The sequence below is a fragment of the Streptomyces sp. NPDC048275 genome (genome assembly GCF_040652275.1).
In the GTDB taxonomy this organism is placed as follows: Bacteria; Actinomycetota; Actinomycetes; order Streptomycetales; family Streptomycetaceae; genus Streptomyces.
Genome location: NZ_JBEZLR010000012.1, coordinates 38,678 through 54,775 on the forward strand (window position 1 = coordinate 38,678; position 16,098 = coordinate 54,775).

Genomic DNA, 16,098 nt, shown 5'->3' on the forward strand with positions numbered 1-16,098 from the left:
CACCCCGGACCCCCGGCCGACGACTCACCCGGCCCTCCACGGCTAGGAGAACTTCAGTGAACTGGGACGACACGACCGACGAGACCGCCGCCGAGCGGCTGGTGGGCTCTGTCGCCGACCGTGAGGACCAGGCCGTCGAGGCGGCGCTGCGCCCCAAGGACCTGGACGAGTTCATCGGCCAGGAGAAGGTCCGCGAGCAGCTCGACCTCGTCCTGCGCGCCGCCCGCGCGCGCGGCGCCACCGCAGACCATGTGCTCCTCTCCGGCGCCCCCGGCCTCGGCAAGACCACCCTCTCGATGATCATCGCGGCCGAGATGGGCGCCCCGATCCGCATCACCAGCGGCCCGGCCATCCAGCACGCCGGAGACCTCGCCGCGATCCTCTCCTCGCTCCAGGAGGGCGAGGTGCTGTTCCTCGACGAGATCCACCGCATGTCCCGGCCGGCAGAGGAGATGCTCTACATGGCGATGGAGGACTTCCGCGTCGACGTCATCGTCGGCAAGGGACCCGGCGCCACCGCGATCCCGTTGGAGCTGCCGCCGTTCACCCTGGTCGGCGCCACCACGCGCGCGGGACTGCTGCCGCCCCCGCTGCGCGACCGCTTCGGGTTCACCGCGCACATGGAGTTCTACGAGCCCGCCGAGCTGGAGCGCGTCATCCACCGCTCCGCGAGCCTCCTCGACGTCGAGATCGACTCGGACGGCGCCGCCGAGATCGCCGGCCGCTCCCGTGGCACGCCCCGTATCGCCAACCGCCTGCTGCGCCGTGTACGGGACTATGCGCAGGTGAAGGCCGACGGCGTCATCACGCGCGAGATCGCGGCGGCCGCGCTGAAGGTCTACGAAGTCGATGGCCGCGGCCTCGACCGCCTGGACCGCGGCGTCCTGGAAGCCCTGCTCAAGCTCTTCGGCGGCGGTCCGGTCGGCCTGTCCACGCTCGCGGTCGCGGTGGGGGAGGAGCGCGAGACCGTCGAGGAGGTCGCCGAGCCCTTCCTGGTGCGGGAGGGCCTGCTTGCCCGGACACCGCGCGGTCGGGTCGCGACCCCGGCCGCCTGGGCGCATCTCGGCCTCACCCCGCCCTCCCGGTCAAACGGGGGAAACGGACAAGGGGACCTGTTCGGGGCGTGACGGCGAGGGCACTCGCGAGGTCAGGAACCCCGGTGCCATGCTGAGCGTTGTTCCCTGAGTGCGGACTCGCTTAGACTCCGCCGATACCGCCCTTGTCGGCGACGTACATACCCCCATCCAGCAGGCCGCTCACCATTGCGGTCGAAGAAGGAAGTTCCGACCCGTGAGTCTCGTGACCCTCCTCCCGTTCATCGTGCTCATCGGGGCCATGTTCCTGATGACCCGGTCGGCCAAGAAGAAGCAGCAGCAGGCCGCGTCCATGCGCAATGAGATGCAGCCCGGCTCCGGCGTGCGCACGATCGGTGGTATGTACGCCACCGTCAAGGAGGTCAGCGAGGACTCGGTCCTTCTTGACGCGGGCCCGGGTGTCGACCTGCTCTTCGCGAAGAACGCGATCGGCGCCGTGCTCTCCGACGACGAGTACAACCGCATCGTCCACGGCATCGAGCACGACCTGGAGGCCGACGGCTCGGTCGTTCCGGACGACGCCTCCTCCCTCACCAAGACCGACGAGCCTGCCGCCGACGTCGCTTCCGACGCTTCCGACGCCAAGCCCCTCGACCTCGGCAAGAAGGACGCTGCGGACGAGCCGTCCGACGAGGTCGACGAGGCCGCCGAGGCGAAGGCCGACAAGGACGACGAAGCCGAGCCGAAGAAGACCGACGGCGAGTCCGACGCGAAGTAGGCACACCCCGGGGACGCGGCGCGATCCGCTTGCGCCCCGCGTCTCCCGGGAGGTGCGTCTTACCGCACGGAGTCCCGACACCATGTCATGGCCGCCCACGCGCTGACCCCGCGCGAGGCGGCCCGAGAGGGAGTACGAGAAGGTGGCAGCACCGAAGAAGGGCCGGAGCGCGAGCGCCCAGAGCAGGCCGGGGCGCTCGCTGGCCCTCATCCTGATCGCCATCGTGGCGCTCACCGGGGGGATGTTCCTCTCCGGGCACACCACTCCGCGTCTCGGCATCGACCTCGCCGGCGGCACGAGCATCACGCTCGAAGCGAAGAACGAGCCGGGTCAGCCGAACGCGATCAACAAGACCAACATGAACACCGCGGTCGACATCATGAACCGCCGTGTCAATGGTCTTGGCGTCTCCGAGGCGGAGGTCCAGACCCAGGGCGATCGCAACATCATCGTCAACATCCCCAAGGGCACGAACTCCAAGCAGGCCCGGGAGCAGGTCGGCACCACCGCCAAGCTCTACTTCCGTCCGGTCCTGACCACCGAGGTCGCCGGGACGGCCGCGACGGCCAGCCCGTCGACGAGCCCCTCCGGCAGCGCGTCGCCGAGCGCCTCCGAGTCGGCCGCCGACAAGGCGACCTCGTCCTCGTCGAGCTCCGCGAGCCCGTCGGCCACCGCCACCTCCCAGGGCCGTGCGGTCACCGACGCCCTGAAGGCCGACTCCACGCCGTCCGCGAGCAGCTCCGCGACTTCCTCGCCCTCCGCCAGCGCCTCCCCGTCCGCGAGCGGCAGCGCCGACGCCGAGACCACCGCGCTCCAAGCGGCGTACACCGCGCTCGACTGCACCGACCCGGCGGTCCGGGCCAAGGCCGGCGAAGGCGTCAAGCCCACCGACACCACCGTGGCCTGCGGCCAGAACTCCTCGGGCCAGTGGCAGAAGTACATCCTCGGCCCGGCCGAGGTGTCGGGTACGGACATCAAGTCGGCCTCCGCCGTCTTCGACACCCAGAGCACCGCGGGCTGGAAGGTCACCATGGACTTCACGTCCGGTGGCTCCAAGAAGTTCGCCAGCATCACCGGCAAGCTCGCGCAGAACCAGTCCCCGCAGAACCAGTTCGCCATCGTCCTCGACGGTGAGGTCGTCTCCGACCCGTACGTCAGCCAGGCGCTGACCGGCGGCAGCGCGGAGATCTCCGGCAGCTTCGACCAGACCGAGGCGCAGGACCTGGCGAACATGCTGAAGTACGGCGCGCTGCCGCTCACCTTCAAGGAGGCGAGCGTCACCACCGTCACCGCCGCGCTCGGCGGTGAGCAGCTCGAAGCCGGTCTCATCGCGGGCGGCATCGGCCTGGCCCTGGTCGTCGTCTACCTGGTGGTCTACTACCGGGGCCTGTCGCTCATCGCGATCGCCTCCCTGCTGGTCTCCGGCATCCTCACGTACGTGATCATGGCGCTGCTCGGTCCCACCATCGGGTTCGCACTGAACCTGCCGGCCGTCTGCGGGGCGATCGTCGCGATCGGTATCACAGCGGACTCGTTCATCGTGTTCTTCGAACGCATCCGGGACGAGATCCGCGAGGGCCGCTCCCTGCGGCCCGCCGTCGAGCGTGCCTGGCCACGGGCCCGGCGCACCATCATGGTGTCCGACTTCGTGTCGTTCCTGGCCGCCGCGGTGCTCTTCATCGTCACCGTCGGCAAGGTCCAGGGCTTCGCGTTCACGCTCGGCCTGACCACCGTGCTCGACGTGGTCGTGGTCTTCTTCTTCACCAAGCCGCTGATGACGATCCTCGCCCGCAAGAAGTTCTTCGCGAACGGCCACAGCTGGTCCGGTCTCGACCCGAAGCGACTGGGCGCCAAGCCGCCGCTGCGCCGCACCCGTCGCGCGTCCGCCCCCGTCGACACGAAGGAGGCGTGAGATGTCGAAACTCGGCACCCTCGGCGCCCGGCTCCACCGCGGCGAGATCGGCTACGACTTCGTCGGTAAGCGCAAGATCTGGTACGGCATCTCGATCCTGATCACCATCACGGCCATCCTCGGCCTGACGGTGCGCGGCCTGAACATGGGCATCGAGTTCCAGGGCGGCGCCGTCTTCACCACCGAGCGGACCAGCGTCTCGGTGTCCCAGGCCGAGACGTACGCGGAAGAGGCGTCCGGCCACGACGCGATCGTCCAGAAGCTCGGCAACGGCGGCCTGCGCATCCAGATCGCCGGCATCGACACCGACAAGTCCGACCAGATCAACGAGCAGCTCGCCAAGGACCTCAAGGTCGACGCTGCCAAGATCAACGCGGAGCTGGTCGGCCCCAGTTGGGGTGACCAGATCGCCAACAAGGCCTGGCAGGGCCTGGCGATCTTCATGATCCTCGTCGTGATCTACCTGGCGATCGCCTTCGAGTGGCGCATGGCCGTGGCCGCGCTCGTCGCACTGATCCACGACATCACCATCACGGTCGGCATCTACGCCCTGGTCGGCTTCGAAGTCACTCCAGGCACGGTGATCGGTCTGCTCACGATCCTCGGCTACTCGCTCTACGACACGGTCGTCGTCTTCGACAGCCTCAAGGAACAGACGAAGGACATCACCAAACAGACCCGCTGGACCTACAGCGAGATCGCCGACCGCTCGATCAACGGCACCCTGGTCCGCTCCATCAACACCACGGTGGTCGCGCTGCTGCCGGTCGCGGGCCTGCTGTTCATCGGTGGCGGTGTGCTCGGTGCGGGCATGCTCAACGACATCTCGCTGTCGCTGTTTGTCGGCCTTGCCGCCGGTGCGTACTCCTCGATCTTCATCGCCACGCCGCTCGTCGCCGACCTCAAGGAGCGCGAGCCGCAGATGAAGGCGCTGAAGAAGCGTGTGCTCGCCAAGCGGGCCCAGGCCGCCGCGACGGGCGTGCCCCTGGAGACCGAGGTCTCCGACGAACCGCTGGACGACGACGAGCCGGAGGACGCCGCAGCAGCGGTCGTCGGCCCGCGCAACCAGCCCGCGTCCCGCAACCGGGGCCGCGGCCGACCCTCGGGAAAGCGCCGATGACCGACATCGAAGGGCTGCTGCTCAGCCGAATCCGTGACGTTGCCGACTACCCGGAGCCGGGCGTGATGTTCAAGGACATCACCCCGCTCCTGGCGGACCCCGCGGCGTTCACGGCGCTCACCGAAGCGCTGGCCGAGATCGCCGTCCGCAACGAAGCCACGAAGATCGTCGGCCTGGAAGCCCGCGGCTTCATCCTCGGCGCCCCCGTCGCCGTCCGCGCCGGGCTCGGTTTCATCCCCGTACGCAAGGCGGGCAAGCTCCCCGGAGCGACGCTGTCGCAGGCCTACGACCTGGAGTACGGCTCCGCCGAGATCGAGGTCCATGCCGAGGACCTGGTCACGGGCGACCGTGTCATGGTCGTCGACGACGTCCTCGCCACCGGTGGCACGGCCGAGGCCTCGCTCGAACTGATCCGCCGGGCGGGCGCCGAGGTCGCGGGCGTCGCCGTACTGATGGAGCTCGGCTTCCTCGGCGGCCGCGGCCGTCTGGAGCCGGCCCTCGCGGGCGCTCCGCTGGAGGCGCTCCTCAAGGTCTGAGCGCCCTGAGGACCCCCGCAAGGTCCGAGATCCCCCAGGGAAAGCCTCAGGAAAGGCCTGAGACACCCCTAGGACACCGCAGAGGCGGGCCCGGAGGAATCCGGCGCCCGCCTCTTGCGTTCCTCCTGTACGAGGCCGTCCCAGCGGCCGAAAGAGAGTCCGACGCTCAGGATCGCTACCATGGGGTCTCCGGAGCCTGACCGGGGGACCCGGATCGCGCACGAGGAGTCCTCTTGCCAGACGAGGCCCAGCCACTCACCGCCGCCAAGCCCGAGCCCACCTCGGGTCCCGCGGACACGCCCGCCAAGAACGCCACGAGCGGGCCGGTCGAGCACGCCCAGTCCGCGCCGGACGACAAGGCGGCCGAGCAGCCACGCCCCAAGCCGGCCACTCCCGAGCGCCCCGCGAGCACCCCTGCGGTCCGTTCCACGGCGGGCCAGCCCGCGCGCACCGGCGGCTCCTCCAACCGCGTACGGGCCCGCCTCGCCCGGCTCGGCGTCCAGCGCTCCAACCCGTACAACCCGGTCCTGGAGCCGCTGCTGCGGATAGTGCGCAGCAACGACCCGAAGATCGAGACGGCGACGCTCCGGCAGATCGAGAACGCCTACCAGGTCGCCGAACGCTGGCACCGCGGCCAGAAGCGCAAGAGCGGCGACCCGTACATCACCCACCCGCTCGCCGTGACCACGATCCTCGCCGAACTCGGCATGGACCCGGCCACGCTGATGGCGGGCCTCCTGCACGACACCGTCGAGGACACCGAGTACGGCCTCGACACCCTGCGTCGCGACTTCGGCGACCAGGTCGCCCTCCTCGTGGACGGCGTCACCAAACTCGACAAGGTCAAGTTCGGCGAGGCCGCACAGGCCGAGACCGTGCGCAAGATGGTCGTCGCCATGGCCAAGGACCCCCGCGTCCTGGTCATCAAGCTCGCCGACCGTCTGCACAACATGCGCACCATGCGCTACCTCAAGCGCGAGAAGCAGGAGAAGAAGGCGCGCGAGACCCTGGAGATCTACGCGCCTCTCGCCCACCGCCTGGGCATGAACACCATCAAGTGGGAGCTGGAGGACCTCGCCTTCGCGATCCTCTACCCCAAGATGTACGACGAGATCGTGCGCCTCGTCGCCGAGCGGGCCCCCAAGCGCGACGAATACCTCGCCATAGTGACCGACGAGGTCCAGTCCGACCTGCGCGCCGCCCGCATCAAGGCCACCGTCACCGGCCGCCCGAAGCACTACTACAGCGTCTACCAGAAGATGATCGTCCGCGGCCGTGACTTCGCGGAGATCTACGACCTGGTGGGCATTCGTGTACTGGTCGACACGGTTCGCGACTGTTACGCGGCCCTCGGCACGGTGCACGCGCGATGGAATCCGGTCCCCGGCCGGTTCAAGGACTACATCGCGATGCCCAAGTTCAACATGTACCAGTCGCTGCACACGACGGTCATCGGACCCAACGGCAAGCCCGTCGAACTCCAGATCCGTACGTTCGACATGCACCGCCGTGCCGAGTACGGCATTGCCGCGCACTGGAAGTACAAGCAGGAGCCCTCCGCCGGTGCCTCCAAGGTCCGCACCGACGCCCCGAGGAGCACGGGCAAGGACAAGGACGCCGTCAACGACATGGCGTGGCTGCGCCAGTTGCTCGACTGGCAGAAGGAGACCGAGGACCCCAGCGAGTTCCTCGAGTCCCTGCGCTTCGACCTGTCCCGCAACGAGGTCTTCGTCTTCACGCCCAAGGGCGACGTCATAGCGCTCCCGGCGGGCGCGACCCCGGTGGACTTCGCCTACGCGGTCCACACGGAGGTCGGCCACCGCACCATAGGCGCACGGGTCAACGGCCGCCTCGTACCGCTCGAATCCACGCTGGACAACGGCGACCTGGTGGAGGTCTTCACCTCCAAGGCGGCCGGCGCGGGCCCCTCCCGCGACTGGCTCGGCTTTGTGAAGTCCCCGCGCGCCCGCAACAAGATCCGCGCCTGGTTCTCCAAGGAGCGCCGCGACGAGGCGATCGAGCAGGGCAAGGACGCCATCGCGCGCGCCATGCGCAAACAGAACCTGCCGATCCAGCGCATCCTGACCGGCGACTCCCTGGTCACCCTCGCGCACGAGATGCGCTACCCCGACATCTCGTCGCTGTACGCGGCGATCGGCGAGGGCCACGTCGCCGCGCAGAGCGTCGTGCAGAAGCTGGTGCAGGCGCTCGGTGGCGAGGAGGCGGCCACCGAGGAGATCGACGAGTCGGTTCCGCCCGCGCGCGGCCGCGGCCGCAAGCGGCGCTCCAACGCCGACCCGGGTGTCGTCGTCAAGGGCGTCGACGACGTGTGGGTCAAGCTCGCCCGCTGCTGTACGCCCGTCCCCGGCGACCCGATCATCGGCTTCGTCACCCGCGGCAGCGGCGTCTCGGTGCACCGCAGCGACTGCGTCAACGTCGACTCGCTGTCCCGTGAGCCCGAGCGCATCCTCGAGGTCGAGTGGGCGCCCACCCAGTCCTCGGTCTTCCTGGTCGCCATCCAGGTCGAGGCCCTGGACCGCTCCCGACTCCTCTCGGACGTCACGCGCGTCCTGTCGGACCAGCACGTCAACATCCTGTCCGCGGCCGTCCAGACGTCCCGCGACCGCGTCGCCACCTCCCGCTTCACCTTCGAGATGGGCGACCCCAAGCACCTGGGGCACGTCCTGAAGGCGGTCAGGGGCGTCGAGGGCGTCTACGACGTGTACCGCGTCACTTCGGCCCGCAGGCCGTAATCGGCCACTACGTAGAGGGGCTCCCGTACGCACCGTACGGGAGCCCCTCTACGTAGCAGCGGAAAACCTCAGCCGCCTCAGCCGCCGAACTCCTGCAGCCCCTTCAGCGCCTGGTCGAGCAGCGCCTGACGGCCGTCGAGCTCCCGCTGGAGCTTGTCGGCCTTCGCGGTGTTGCCCGCGGAGCGCGCCGCCTCGATCTGGCCACGGAGCTTGTCCACGGCGGCCTGCAGCTGACCGGTCAGACCCTCGGCACGCGCGCGTGCCTCCGGGTTGGTCCGGCGCCACTCGGCCTCCTCGGACTCCTGCAGAGCCCGCTCCACCGCGTGCATCCGGCCCTCGACCTTCGGGCGGGCGTCGCGCGGCACATGGCCGATGGCCTCCCAGCGCTCGTTGATCGACCGGAAAGCGGACCGGGCCGCCTTCAGGTCCTGCACCGGGACGAGCTTCTCGGCCTCCTCGGCCAGCTCCTCCTTGAGCTTCAGGTTCTCCGTCTGCTCCGCGTCCCGCTCGGCGAAGACCGAGCTGCGCGCCGCGAAGAACACGTCCTGGGCGCCGCGGAAGCGGTTCCACAGGTCGTCCTCGTGCTCGCGCTGGGCGCGGCCCGCGGCCTTCCAGTCCGCCATCAGCTCGCGATAGCGCGCCGCGGTGGGACCCCAGTCCGTCGAACCGGACAGCGACTCGGCCTCCGCGACCAGCTTCTCCTTGGTCTTGCGGGCCTCCTCACGCTGCGCGTCCAGCGAGGCGAAGTGCGCCTTGCGCCGCTTGGAGAACGCGGAGCGGGCATGCGAGAAGCGGTGCCACAGCTCGTCGTCCGACTTACGGTCGAGTCGCGGCAGCCCCTTCCACGTGTCCACCAGGGAGCGCAGCCGCTCACCGGCCGCCCGCCACTGGTCGCTCTGCGCCAGCTCCTCCGCCTCGACGACCAGCGCCTCCTTGGCGTGCCGCGCCTCGTCGGACTGCTTCGCGCGCTGGACCTTGCGCTCCTCGCGGCGCGATTCGACCGTCTCGACGAGCTTGTCCAGCCGCTGCCGCAACGCGCCCAGATCACCGACCGCGTGGTGGGCGTCCACCTGCTCGCGAATGTGGTCGATGGCCGTCTGTGCGTCCTTCGCCGACAGGTCGGTGGTCTTCACTCGCTTCTCGAGGAGGCCGATCTCGACAACCAGGCCTTCGTACTTGCGCTCGAAGTAGGCCAGCGCCTCATCAGGAGAGCCGGCCTGCCAGGAACCGACGACCTGCTCGCCGTCGGCCGTACGCACGTACACGGTCCCCGTCTCGTCGACGCGGCCCCACGGGTCGCTGCTCACAGCGCCTCCTCCACATGATGCCTGCGAGGGGCTTCAGTGCCCCCGGGCATCGTCCACAGTTTCGTCACGGCCAACATAGGCGACCAGCACGGCGGCTGTCCGCATCCAGCGCGACCGAAATTTCGCAGTTGACGGTCAGGATTTCGTCACGGTCATCTTGTTGATGACGACGGTCGCGTTGGGCGCGCCATCGCCCTGGCCTGTGCTCTCGCCGGCCGCCGCGATCTTCTTGAGGACCGTCAGGCCGGACTTGGAAATAGTTCCGAACGGTGTGTAGCTGGCCGGCAGCTGACTGTCCTGGTACACGAGGAAGAACTGGCTGCCGCCGGTGTGCGCCGTGCCGGTGTTCGCCATGGCGATCGTGCCGGCCGGATACACGCCGCCCTTGAGGGTTTTGTCCTTCAGGTTCTCGTCCGGGATCGTGTACCCGGGACCGCCGCTGCCGGTGCCCTGCGGGTCACCGCACTGCAGCACGTAGATGCCGTTCGTGGTGAGCCGGTGGCACTTGGTGTGGTCGAAGAACCCCTTGCCCGCGAGGAAGCTGAACGAGTTCACCGTGTGCGGGGCCGCGGCCGTCTTCAGGGCGATGTCTATGTCGCCGCAGGTCGTGGCCATCTTCATCGTGTAGTCCGCGGACTTGTCGATGGTGACCGCGGGCTCCTTCTTCCAGCTCAGCGACTTCACCGCGCCCTCGGCGGGCTTCTTGCACGGATCCGGCGCCGCGCTCGTCGCCGAAGCGCTCGGGGTCACCTCCGCGCCCGCGTTGGCTTTCTTGTCGTCGCCCTTGAACACCCCGGTCGCGTACGACACCACGCTGCCGACGACGACCACACCGAGGACCGATGCGATCACCGAGTTGCGCATGTTCGTCTTGCGCCGCGCGGCCGTACGCCGCTGCTGCTGCCGCAAGAACTTCTCCCGGGCGAGCTGACGTCGCCGCTGTTCCTGGGTGACCACCGGGTTATCTCCTCATGCGTCTCGTACGTCAAGTGGGACGCGTGCGTCTTGTGAGCCGACCGCCTGCGTGTGCCCCGTACCGTATATGGGTTCGCTGAGGAATCGGCAGCGCCGGTAGGCTCTGATCCACAGCCGCCCACCCCGTACGACACATCGCGTACGCCACCACGAAGGACGATCGTGCTCATTGCCGGGTTCCCCGCCGGGGCCTGGGGCACCAACTGTTACTTGGTCGCCCCCGCCGCGGGTGAGGAGTGCGTGATCATCGACCCGGGCCATCAGGCCGCTCAGGGAGTCGAGGACACGCTTGTGAAGCATCGGCTCAAGCCCGTCGCGGTCATCCTCACCCATGGCCACATCGACCATGTCGCCTCGGTCGTCCCGGTGTGCGGAGCGCACGACGTACCGGCCTGGATCCACCCCGAGGACCGGTACATGATGAGCGACCCGGAGCGGGCGCTCGGCCGGTCCATCGGGATGCCGCTGATGGGCGAGCTGACGGTGGGGGAGCCGGACGACGTCAAGACGCTCACTGACGGCGCGCGACTGGAACTCGCCGGCCTGGAGCTGTCCGTCGCGCACGCGCCCGGCCATACGAAGGGGTCGGTGGCCTTCCGGATGCCCGAGAGCGCGGACATCCCGTCCGTGTTCTTCTCCGGGGATCTGCTCTTCGCCGGCTCCATCGGACGTACCGACCTGCCCGGCGGTGACATGGACGAGATGCTCGGCTCGCTGGCCCGCGTGTGCCTGCCGCTCGACGACTCGACCGTGGTGCTGTCCGGCCACGGCCCCCAGACGACCATCGGCCAGGAGCGTGCCACCAACCCGTATCTGCGGCAGGTGGCAGCCGGCCAGGGAGCTGATGTGAACACCGCTCCCCGACGAGGAATGTGACGAGACTTTCCGTGAGCACCTTCAAGGCCCCCAAGGGCACGTACGACCTGATTCCACCGGAGAGCGCCAAGTACCTCGCCGTGCGCGAGGCGATCGCCGCCCCGCTGCGGAACTCCGGCTACGGCTACATCGAGACGCCCGGCTTCGAGAGCGTCGAGCTGTTCGCGCGCGGGGTCGGTGAGTCCACCGACATCGTGACCAAGGAGATGTACGCCTTCGAGACCAAGGGCGGCGACCAGCTGGCGCTGCGCCCCGAAGGCACCGCGTCCGTGCTGCGCGCGGCGCTCGAGGCCAATCTGCACAAACTCGGCAATCTGCCGGTCAAGCTCTGGTACTCGGGCTCGTACTACCGCTACGAGCGCCCCCAGAAGGGCCGTTACCGCCACTTCTCGCAGGTCGGCGCCGAGGCGATCGGCGCGGAGGACCCGGCGCTCGACGCCGAGTTGATCATCCTGGCGGACCAGGCGTACCGCTCGCTCGGTCTGCGTAACTTCCGGATCCTGCTCAACTCCCTCGGCGACAAGGAGTGCCGTCCCGTCTACCGGGCCGCCCTCCAGGACTTCCTGCGCGGGCTGAACCTGGACGAGGACACGCTGCGCCGCGCCGAGATCAACCCCTTGCGCGTCCTCGACGACAAGCGCGACGAGGTCCAGAAGCAGTTGGTCGGTGCGCCGCTGCTGCGCGACTACCTGTGTGACGGGTGCAAGGCGTACCACGAGGAGGTGCGCGAGCTGATCACCGCCGCGGGCGTCTCCTTCGAGGACGACCCGAAGCTGGTGCGCGGCCTCGACTACTACACCCGGACCACCTTCGAGTTCATCCACGACGGTCTGGGTTCCCAGTCCGCGGTGGGCGGCGGGGGGCGCTACGACGGGCTGTCCGAGATGATCGGCGGTCCTGCGCTGCCGTCCGTCGGCTGGGCGCTGGGTGTCGACCGCACGGTTCTCGCGCTGGAGGCGGAGGGGGTCGAGCTCGAACTTCCCGCGTCCACCAGTGTGTTCGCGGTGCCGCTGGGGGAGGAGGCTCGGCGGGTGCTTTTCGCCAAGGTCACGGAGTTGCGGAGACTGGGTGTTGCCGCCGACTTCTCGTACGGGGCGAAGGGGCTCAAGGGGGCGATGAAGAACGCGAACCGGTCGGGTGCGCGGTACACGATCGTCGCTGGAGAGCGGGATCTCGCCGAGGGTGTGGTGCAGCTCAAGGACATGGAGTCGGGTGAGCAGGTTGCGGTCGGGGTGAACGAGATCGTGGCGGAGGTCGAGTCACGACTGGGCTGAGGCCGGGTTTGCTCGCCCCCGCCGCCCCTACCCGTCCCATCCCCGGGGCCTCCGCCCCCGGACCCCCGCCTTCGCCCGAAGGGCTCGTCCTCAAACGCCGGACGGGCTGGGTGTCCCCGGCCGGGCATGCATGCTGCCCCCAGGCCTGAACGGCTGCCGGCAGGGTTGAACGAGGACGGCAATCTTTAGCCCGTCCGGCGTTTGAGGACGAGGCCGTTCGGGCCGAAGCGGGGGTCTGGGGGCGGCAGCCCCCAGGGGATGGGAATGGGCAGGGGCGGCGGGGGCGAAAAAGGCCCTCAGCCCGGCGATGCCGACGCGTGAGCGCCACGCGCGCGTGCCCTCCACCGGGTTCGGCCGAACATCCACCGCGAGTCCGTTCGTACGTGTGGTCATGCCGATGAACCCCCGCCGAAACCGAGCACTCCGGGACGACCGTGCGTACCTTCTTATGTCCATCGAACGGTGGGCACACATGCGCGTGCGGCACAATGTCGGTGCCCGCAGGCCCTTCGAAGCTACGGAAACGGCGTGATGAGCAAGACGACAGTCAAGGACGTCTCCACCGACCCGGAACGCGTCGACGGTCCCCGGACGGTCGGCGGCAGCCGTGCGCTCGCCCTGATGCTGGTGATCACCGGCGCGGCCGGGCTGCTCGCCGCGTGGGTCATCACGATTGACAAGTTCAAGCTGCTGGAGAACCCGAACTTCGTGCCGGGGTGCAGCCTGAACCCTGTCGTCTCCTGCGGCAACATCATGAAGAGCGACCAGGCCTCGGCCTTCGGGTTCCCGAACCCCATGCTGGGACTCGTCGCGTACGGCATGGTGATCTGCGTCGGCATGACCCTGCTCGCGCGGGTCACGTTCCCGCGCTGGTACTGGCTGACCTTCAACGCGGGCACGCTCTTCGGTGTCGGATTCTGCACCTGGCTGCAGTTCCAGTCGCTGTACCGCATCAACTCGCTGTGCCTGTGGTGCTGCCTCGCCTGGGTCGCCACGATCATCATGTTCTGGTACGTGACCTCGTCCAACGTCCGCAACGACTTCCTGCCCGCCCCGCGCTGGCTGAAGAGCTTCTTCGGCGAGTTCACCTGGGTCCTGCCGGTGCTGCACATCGGCATCATCGGGATGCTGATCCTGACCCGCTGGTGGGATTTCTGGACCAGCTGACAGCCCTGCGGGCAATGTCAGTGGCGTGACATAGGGTTTTGTACGTGGAGCCCGACCTGTTCACCGCCGCAGCAGAAGAACGCCAGGAGAAGGACCCGACCGGCAGCCCCCTGGCGGTACGGATGCGCCCGCGCACCCTCGACGAAGTAGTAGGCCAGCAGCATCTGTTGAAGCCGGGCTCGCCCCTGCGCAGGCTCGTCGGCGAGGGGAACGGCGGCCCGGCGGGACCGTCCTCGGTGATCCTCTGGGGCCCGCCCGGCACCGGCAAGACGACCCTCGCGTATGTCGTCTCCAAGGCCACCAACAAGCGCTTCGTGGAGCTCTCCGCGATCACCGCGGGCGTCAAGGAAGTACGCGCGGTCATCGACGGCGCACGCCGCGCCACCGGCGGCTTCGGCAAGGAGACCGTCCTCTTCCTGGACGAGATCCACCGCTTCAGCAAGGCGCAGCAGGACTCCCTGCTCCCGGCCGTCGAGAACCGCTGGGTGACCCTGATCGCCGCGACCACCGAGAACCCGTACTTCTCGGTGATCTCCCCGCTGCTCTCCCGCTCGCTCCTCCTCACCCTCGAACCCCTCACCGACGACGACGTGCGCGGCCTCCTCAAGCGGGCGCTCACCGACGAGCGCGGCCTGCGGGAAGCCGTCACTCTCCCCGAGGACACCGAGCAGCACCTGCTGCGGATCGCCGGCGGTGACGCCCGCCGCGCCCTGACGGCCCTGGAGGCCGCGGCCGGGTCCGCACTCGACAAGGGCGAGCCGGAGGTCACCCTCCAGACCCTGGAAGAGACTGTCGACCGCGCCGCCGTGAAGTACGACCGCGCCGGCGACCAGCACTACGACGTCGCGAGCGCCCTGATCAAGTCCATCCGCGGCTCGGACGTGGACGCCGCGCTGCACTACCTGGCCCGGATGATCGAGGCGGGCGAGGACCCCCGCTTCATCGCCCGCCGCCTGATGATCTCCGCCAGCGAGGACATCGGACTGGCCGATCCGAACGCACTGTCCATAGCCGTGGCCGCCGCCCAGGCCGTCGCGCTGATCGGCTTCCCCGAGGCCGCGCTGACCCTCAGCCACGCCACCATCGCCCTCGCCCTGGCACCGAAGTCCAATGCCGCGACGATGGCGATCGGCGCCGCGATGGAAGACGTGCGCAAGGGGCACGCGGGTCCGGTGCCGATGCACCTGCGCGACGGGCACTACAAGGGCGCGGCCAAGCTCGGGCACGCCCAGGGGTACGTGTATCCGCACGACCTGCCCGAGGGCATCGCCGCCCAGCAGTACGCTCCGGAGGAGCTCAAGGACCGGGAGTACTACGCGCCGACCCGGCACGGCGCCGAGGCGCGCTACGCGGACGCGGTGGAGTGGACCAGGAAGCACCTCGGTCGAGGGCGGCCCTGATCGGCCTGTAACATGTCTCGAAGCGCTGCGTCCCGTGTCCGGCTCCGGTCGGCACCACCAGAACGGGACATCCAGCCGGAACCCCTGCCTCCATGGAGGGATTCCAGGAGCGTCGCGCACCGTCGAAGGTGTCGCGGGCAGCCCACCACCACCCGGTCTTCCGGGAACGGTCGGTGGGCCACTCGCGTGCTGCACGTATGTGCCCAGACCAGGGAGCGGCTGCCCAGCGGGTTCGACCGACCGGACCCGCGGGGTTTCCCAGGCTGCGGATGCGACCTCCTTTAACTCTGGTGAGCCGAAAACCAGGAAAGAGAAAAAGACAGTGGCGAATCAGTCCCGCCCCAAGGTCAAGAAGTCGCGTGCCCTCGGCATCGCGCTGACCCCGAAGGCCGTCAAGTACTTCGAGGCCCGCCCCTACCCGCCGGGCGAGCACGGCCGCGGCCGCAAGCAGAACTCGGACTACAAGGTCCGTCTGCTCGAGAAGCAGCGTCTGCGCGCGCAGTACGACGTGTCCGAGCGCCAGCTCGTCCGCGCCTACGAGCGTGCCTCCAAGGTTCAGGGCAAGACCGGTGAGGCCCTGATCATCGAGCTCGAGCGCCGTCTCGACGCGCTGGTCCTGCGTTCGGGCATTGCCCGCACGATCTACCAGGCTCGCCAGATGGTCGTCCACGGCCACATCGAGGTCAACGGTGGCAAGGTCGACAAGCCCTCGTTCCGTGTCCGTCCCGACGACGTCGTGATGGTCCGCGAGCGCAGCCGCAGCAAGACGCTGTTCGAGGTCTCCCGCGCGGGCGGGTTCGCCCCCGACGGCGAGACCCCGCGCTACCTCCAGGTGAACCTCGGCGCCCTGGCGTTCCGCCTGGACCGCGAGCCGAACCGCAAGGAGATCCCGGTGATCTGCGACGAGCAGCTCGTCGTCGAGTACTACGCCCGCTGATCTTCCAGCGGACGTAGTACCACCCGCGC

The 16,098-nt window shown here is 68.9% G+C and carries 13 protein-coding genes; 11 read left to right on the top strand and 2 right to left on the bottom strand.

Features of this window, described 5'->3' with window-relative positions:
• The first annotated feature begins 56 nt into the window (after positions 1 to 56).
• The 6 genes from ruvB to AB0D57_RS10460 all read left to right on the top strand — a co-directional run bounded on the left by ruvB (position 57) and on the right by AB0D57_RS10460 (position 8,133).
• A complete protein-coding gene (gene ruvB, locus AB0D57_RS10435; RefSeq protein WP_362069864.1) occupies positions 57 to 1,127 on the top strand; it encodes a Holliday junction branch migration DNA helicase RuvB in 1,071 nt (356 codons plus the stop codon).
• A 163-nt stretch (positions 1,128 to 1,290) separates the two neighbouring features.
• A complete protein-coding gene (yajC, locus tag AB0D57_RS10440; RefSeq protein WP_362069867.1) occupies positions 1,291 to 1,812 on the top strand; it encodes a preprotein translocase subunit YajC in 522 nt (173 codons plus the stop codon).
• Between the two features lie 142 nt (positions 1,813 to 1,954).
• On the top strand, positions 1,955 to 3,724 hold the full coding sequence (gene secD, locus AB0D57_RS10445) for a protein translocase subunit SecD (protein WP_362069870.1): 1,770 nt from the start codon (positions 1,955 to 1,957) through the stop codon (positions 3,722 to 3,724).
• Position 3,725: 1 nt separating this feature from the next.
• Complete coding sequence (gene secF, locus AB0D57_RS10450; protein ID WP_362069873.1) at positions 3,726 to 4,844, top strand: protein translocase subunit SecF; 1,119 nt, start codon at positions 3,726 to 3,728, stop codon at positions 4,842 to 4,844.
• On the top strand, positions 4,841 to 5,380 hold the full coding sequence (locus AB0D57_RS10455; protein ID WP_362069876.1) for an adenine phosphoribosyltransferase: 540 nt from the start codon (positions 4,841 to 4,843) through the stop codon (positions 5,378 to 5,380). The genes secF and AB0D57_RS10455 overlap by 4 nt, the downstream gene beginning before the upstream one ends.
• A gap of 233 nt (positions 5,381 to 5,613) precedes the next feature.
• Positions 5,614 to 8,133 (top strand): RelA/SpoT family protein, encoded by a 2,520-nt coding sequence (locus AB0D57_RS10460; protein ID WP_362069879.1) that lies wholly within the window; start codon positions 5,614 to 5,616, stop codon positions 8,131 to 8,133.
• Between the two features lie 77 nt (positions 8,134 to 8,210).
• Here the strand turns inward: AB0D57_RS10460 and AB0D57_RS10465 are convergent, their stop codons facing one another.
• Entirely contained in the window at positions 8,211 to 9,440 is a 1,230-nt protein-coding gene (locus AB0D57_RS10465) for a DUF349 domain-containing protein (RefSeq protein WP_362069882.1), read from the bottom strand.
• 135 nt (positions 9,441 to 9,575) lie between these two features.
• Positions 9,576 to 10,397: a peptidylprolyl isomerase gene (locus tag AB0D57_RS10470; RefSeq protein WP_362069885.1), complete on the bottom strand. Its 822-nt coding sequence runs from the start codon at positions 10,395 to 10,397 to the stop codon at positions 9,576 to 9,578.
• Positions 10,398 to 10,577: 180 nt separating this feature from the next.
• Here AB0D57_RS10470 and AB0D57_RS10475 point away from each other — a divergent pair, with 180 nt between their 5' ends.
• From AB0D57_RS10475 to rpsD, 5 genes are all read left to right on the top strand, one after another.
• The gene (locus AB0D57_RS10475) at positions 10,578 to 11,291 is read left to right on the top strand and encodes an MBL fold metallo-hydrolase (protein ID WP_362069888.1); all 714 of its coding nucleotides are present in this window, start codon (positions 10,578 to 10,580) and stop codon (positions 11,289 to 11,291) included.
• 11 nt (positions 11,292 to 11,302) lie between these two features.
• Positions 11,303 to 12,565 (top strand): histidine--tRNA ligase, encoded by a 1,263-nt coding sequence (gene hisS / locus AB0D57_RS10480; protein ID WP_362069891.1) that lies wholly within the window; start codon positions 11,303 to 11,305, stop codon positions 12,563 to 12,565.
• A gap of 531 nt (positions 12,566 to 13,096) precedes the next feature.
• Entirely contained in the window at positions 13,097 to 13,732 is a 636-nt protein-coding gene (locus AB0D57_RS10485) for a vitamin K epoxide reductase family protein (RefSeq protein WP_362069894.1), read from the top strand.
• Between the two features lie 44 nt (positions 13,733 to 13,776).
• Positions 13,777 to 15,132, top strand: a complete 1,356-nt coding sequence (locus AB0D57_RS10490; RefSeq protein WP_362069897.1) for a replication-associated recombination protein A — start codon at positions 13,777 to 13,779, stop codon at positions 15,130 to 15,132.
• 322 nt (positions 15,133 to 15,454) lie between these two features.
• On the top strand, positions 15,455 to 16,069 hold the full coding sequence (rpsD, locus tag AB0D57_RS10495; protein ID WP_046260069.1) for a 30S ribosomal protein S4: 615 nt from the start codon (positions 15,455 to 15,457) through the stop codon (positions 16,067 to 16,069).
• Positions 16,070 to 16,098 lie beyond the last annotated feature (29 nt).

What these genes read in the sequence shown, in the direction of transcription:
- secF (WP_362069873.1), top strand. Translation starts at nt 3,726, where the DNA reads ATGTCGAAACTCGGCACCCTCGGCGCCCGGCTCCACCGCGGCGAGATC.
- AB0D57_RS10485 (WP_362069894.1), top strand. Translation starts at nt 13,097, where the DNA reads ATGAGCAAGACGACAGTCAAGGACGTCTCCACCGACCCGGAACGCGTC.
- AB0D57_RS10455 (WP_362069876.1), top strand. Translation starts at nt 4,841, where the DNA reads ATGACCGACATCGAAGGGCTGCTGCTCAGCCGAATCCGTGACGTTGCC.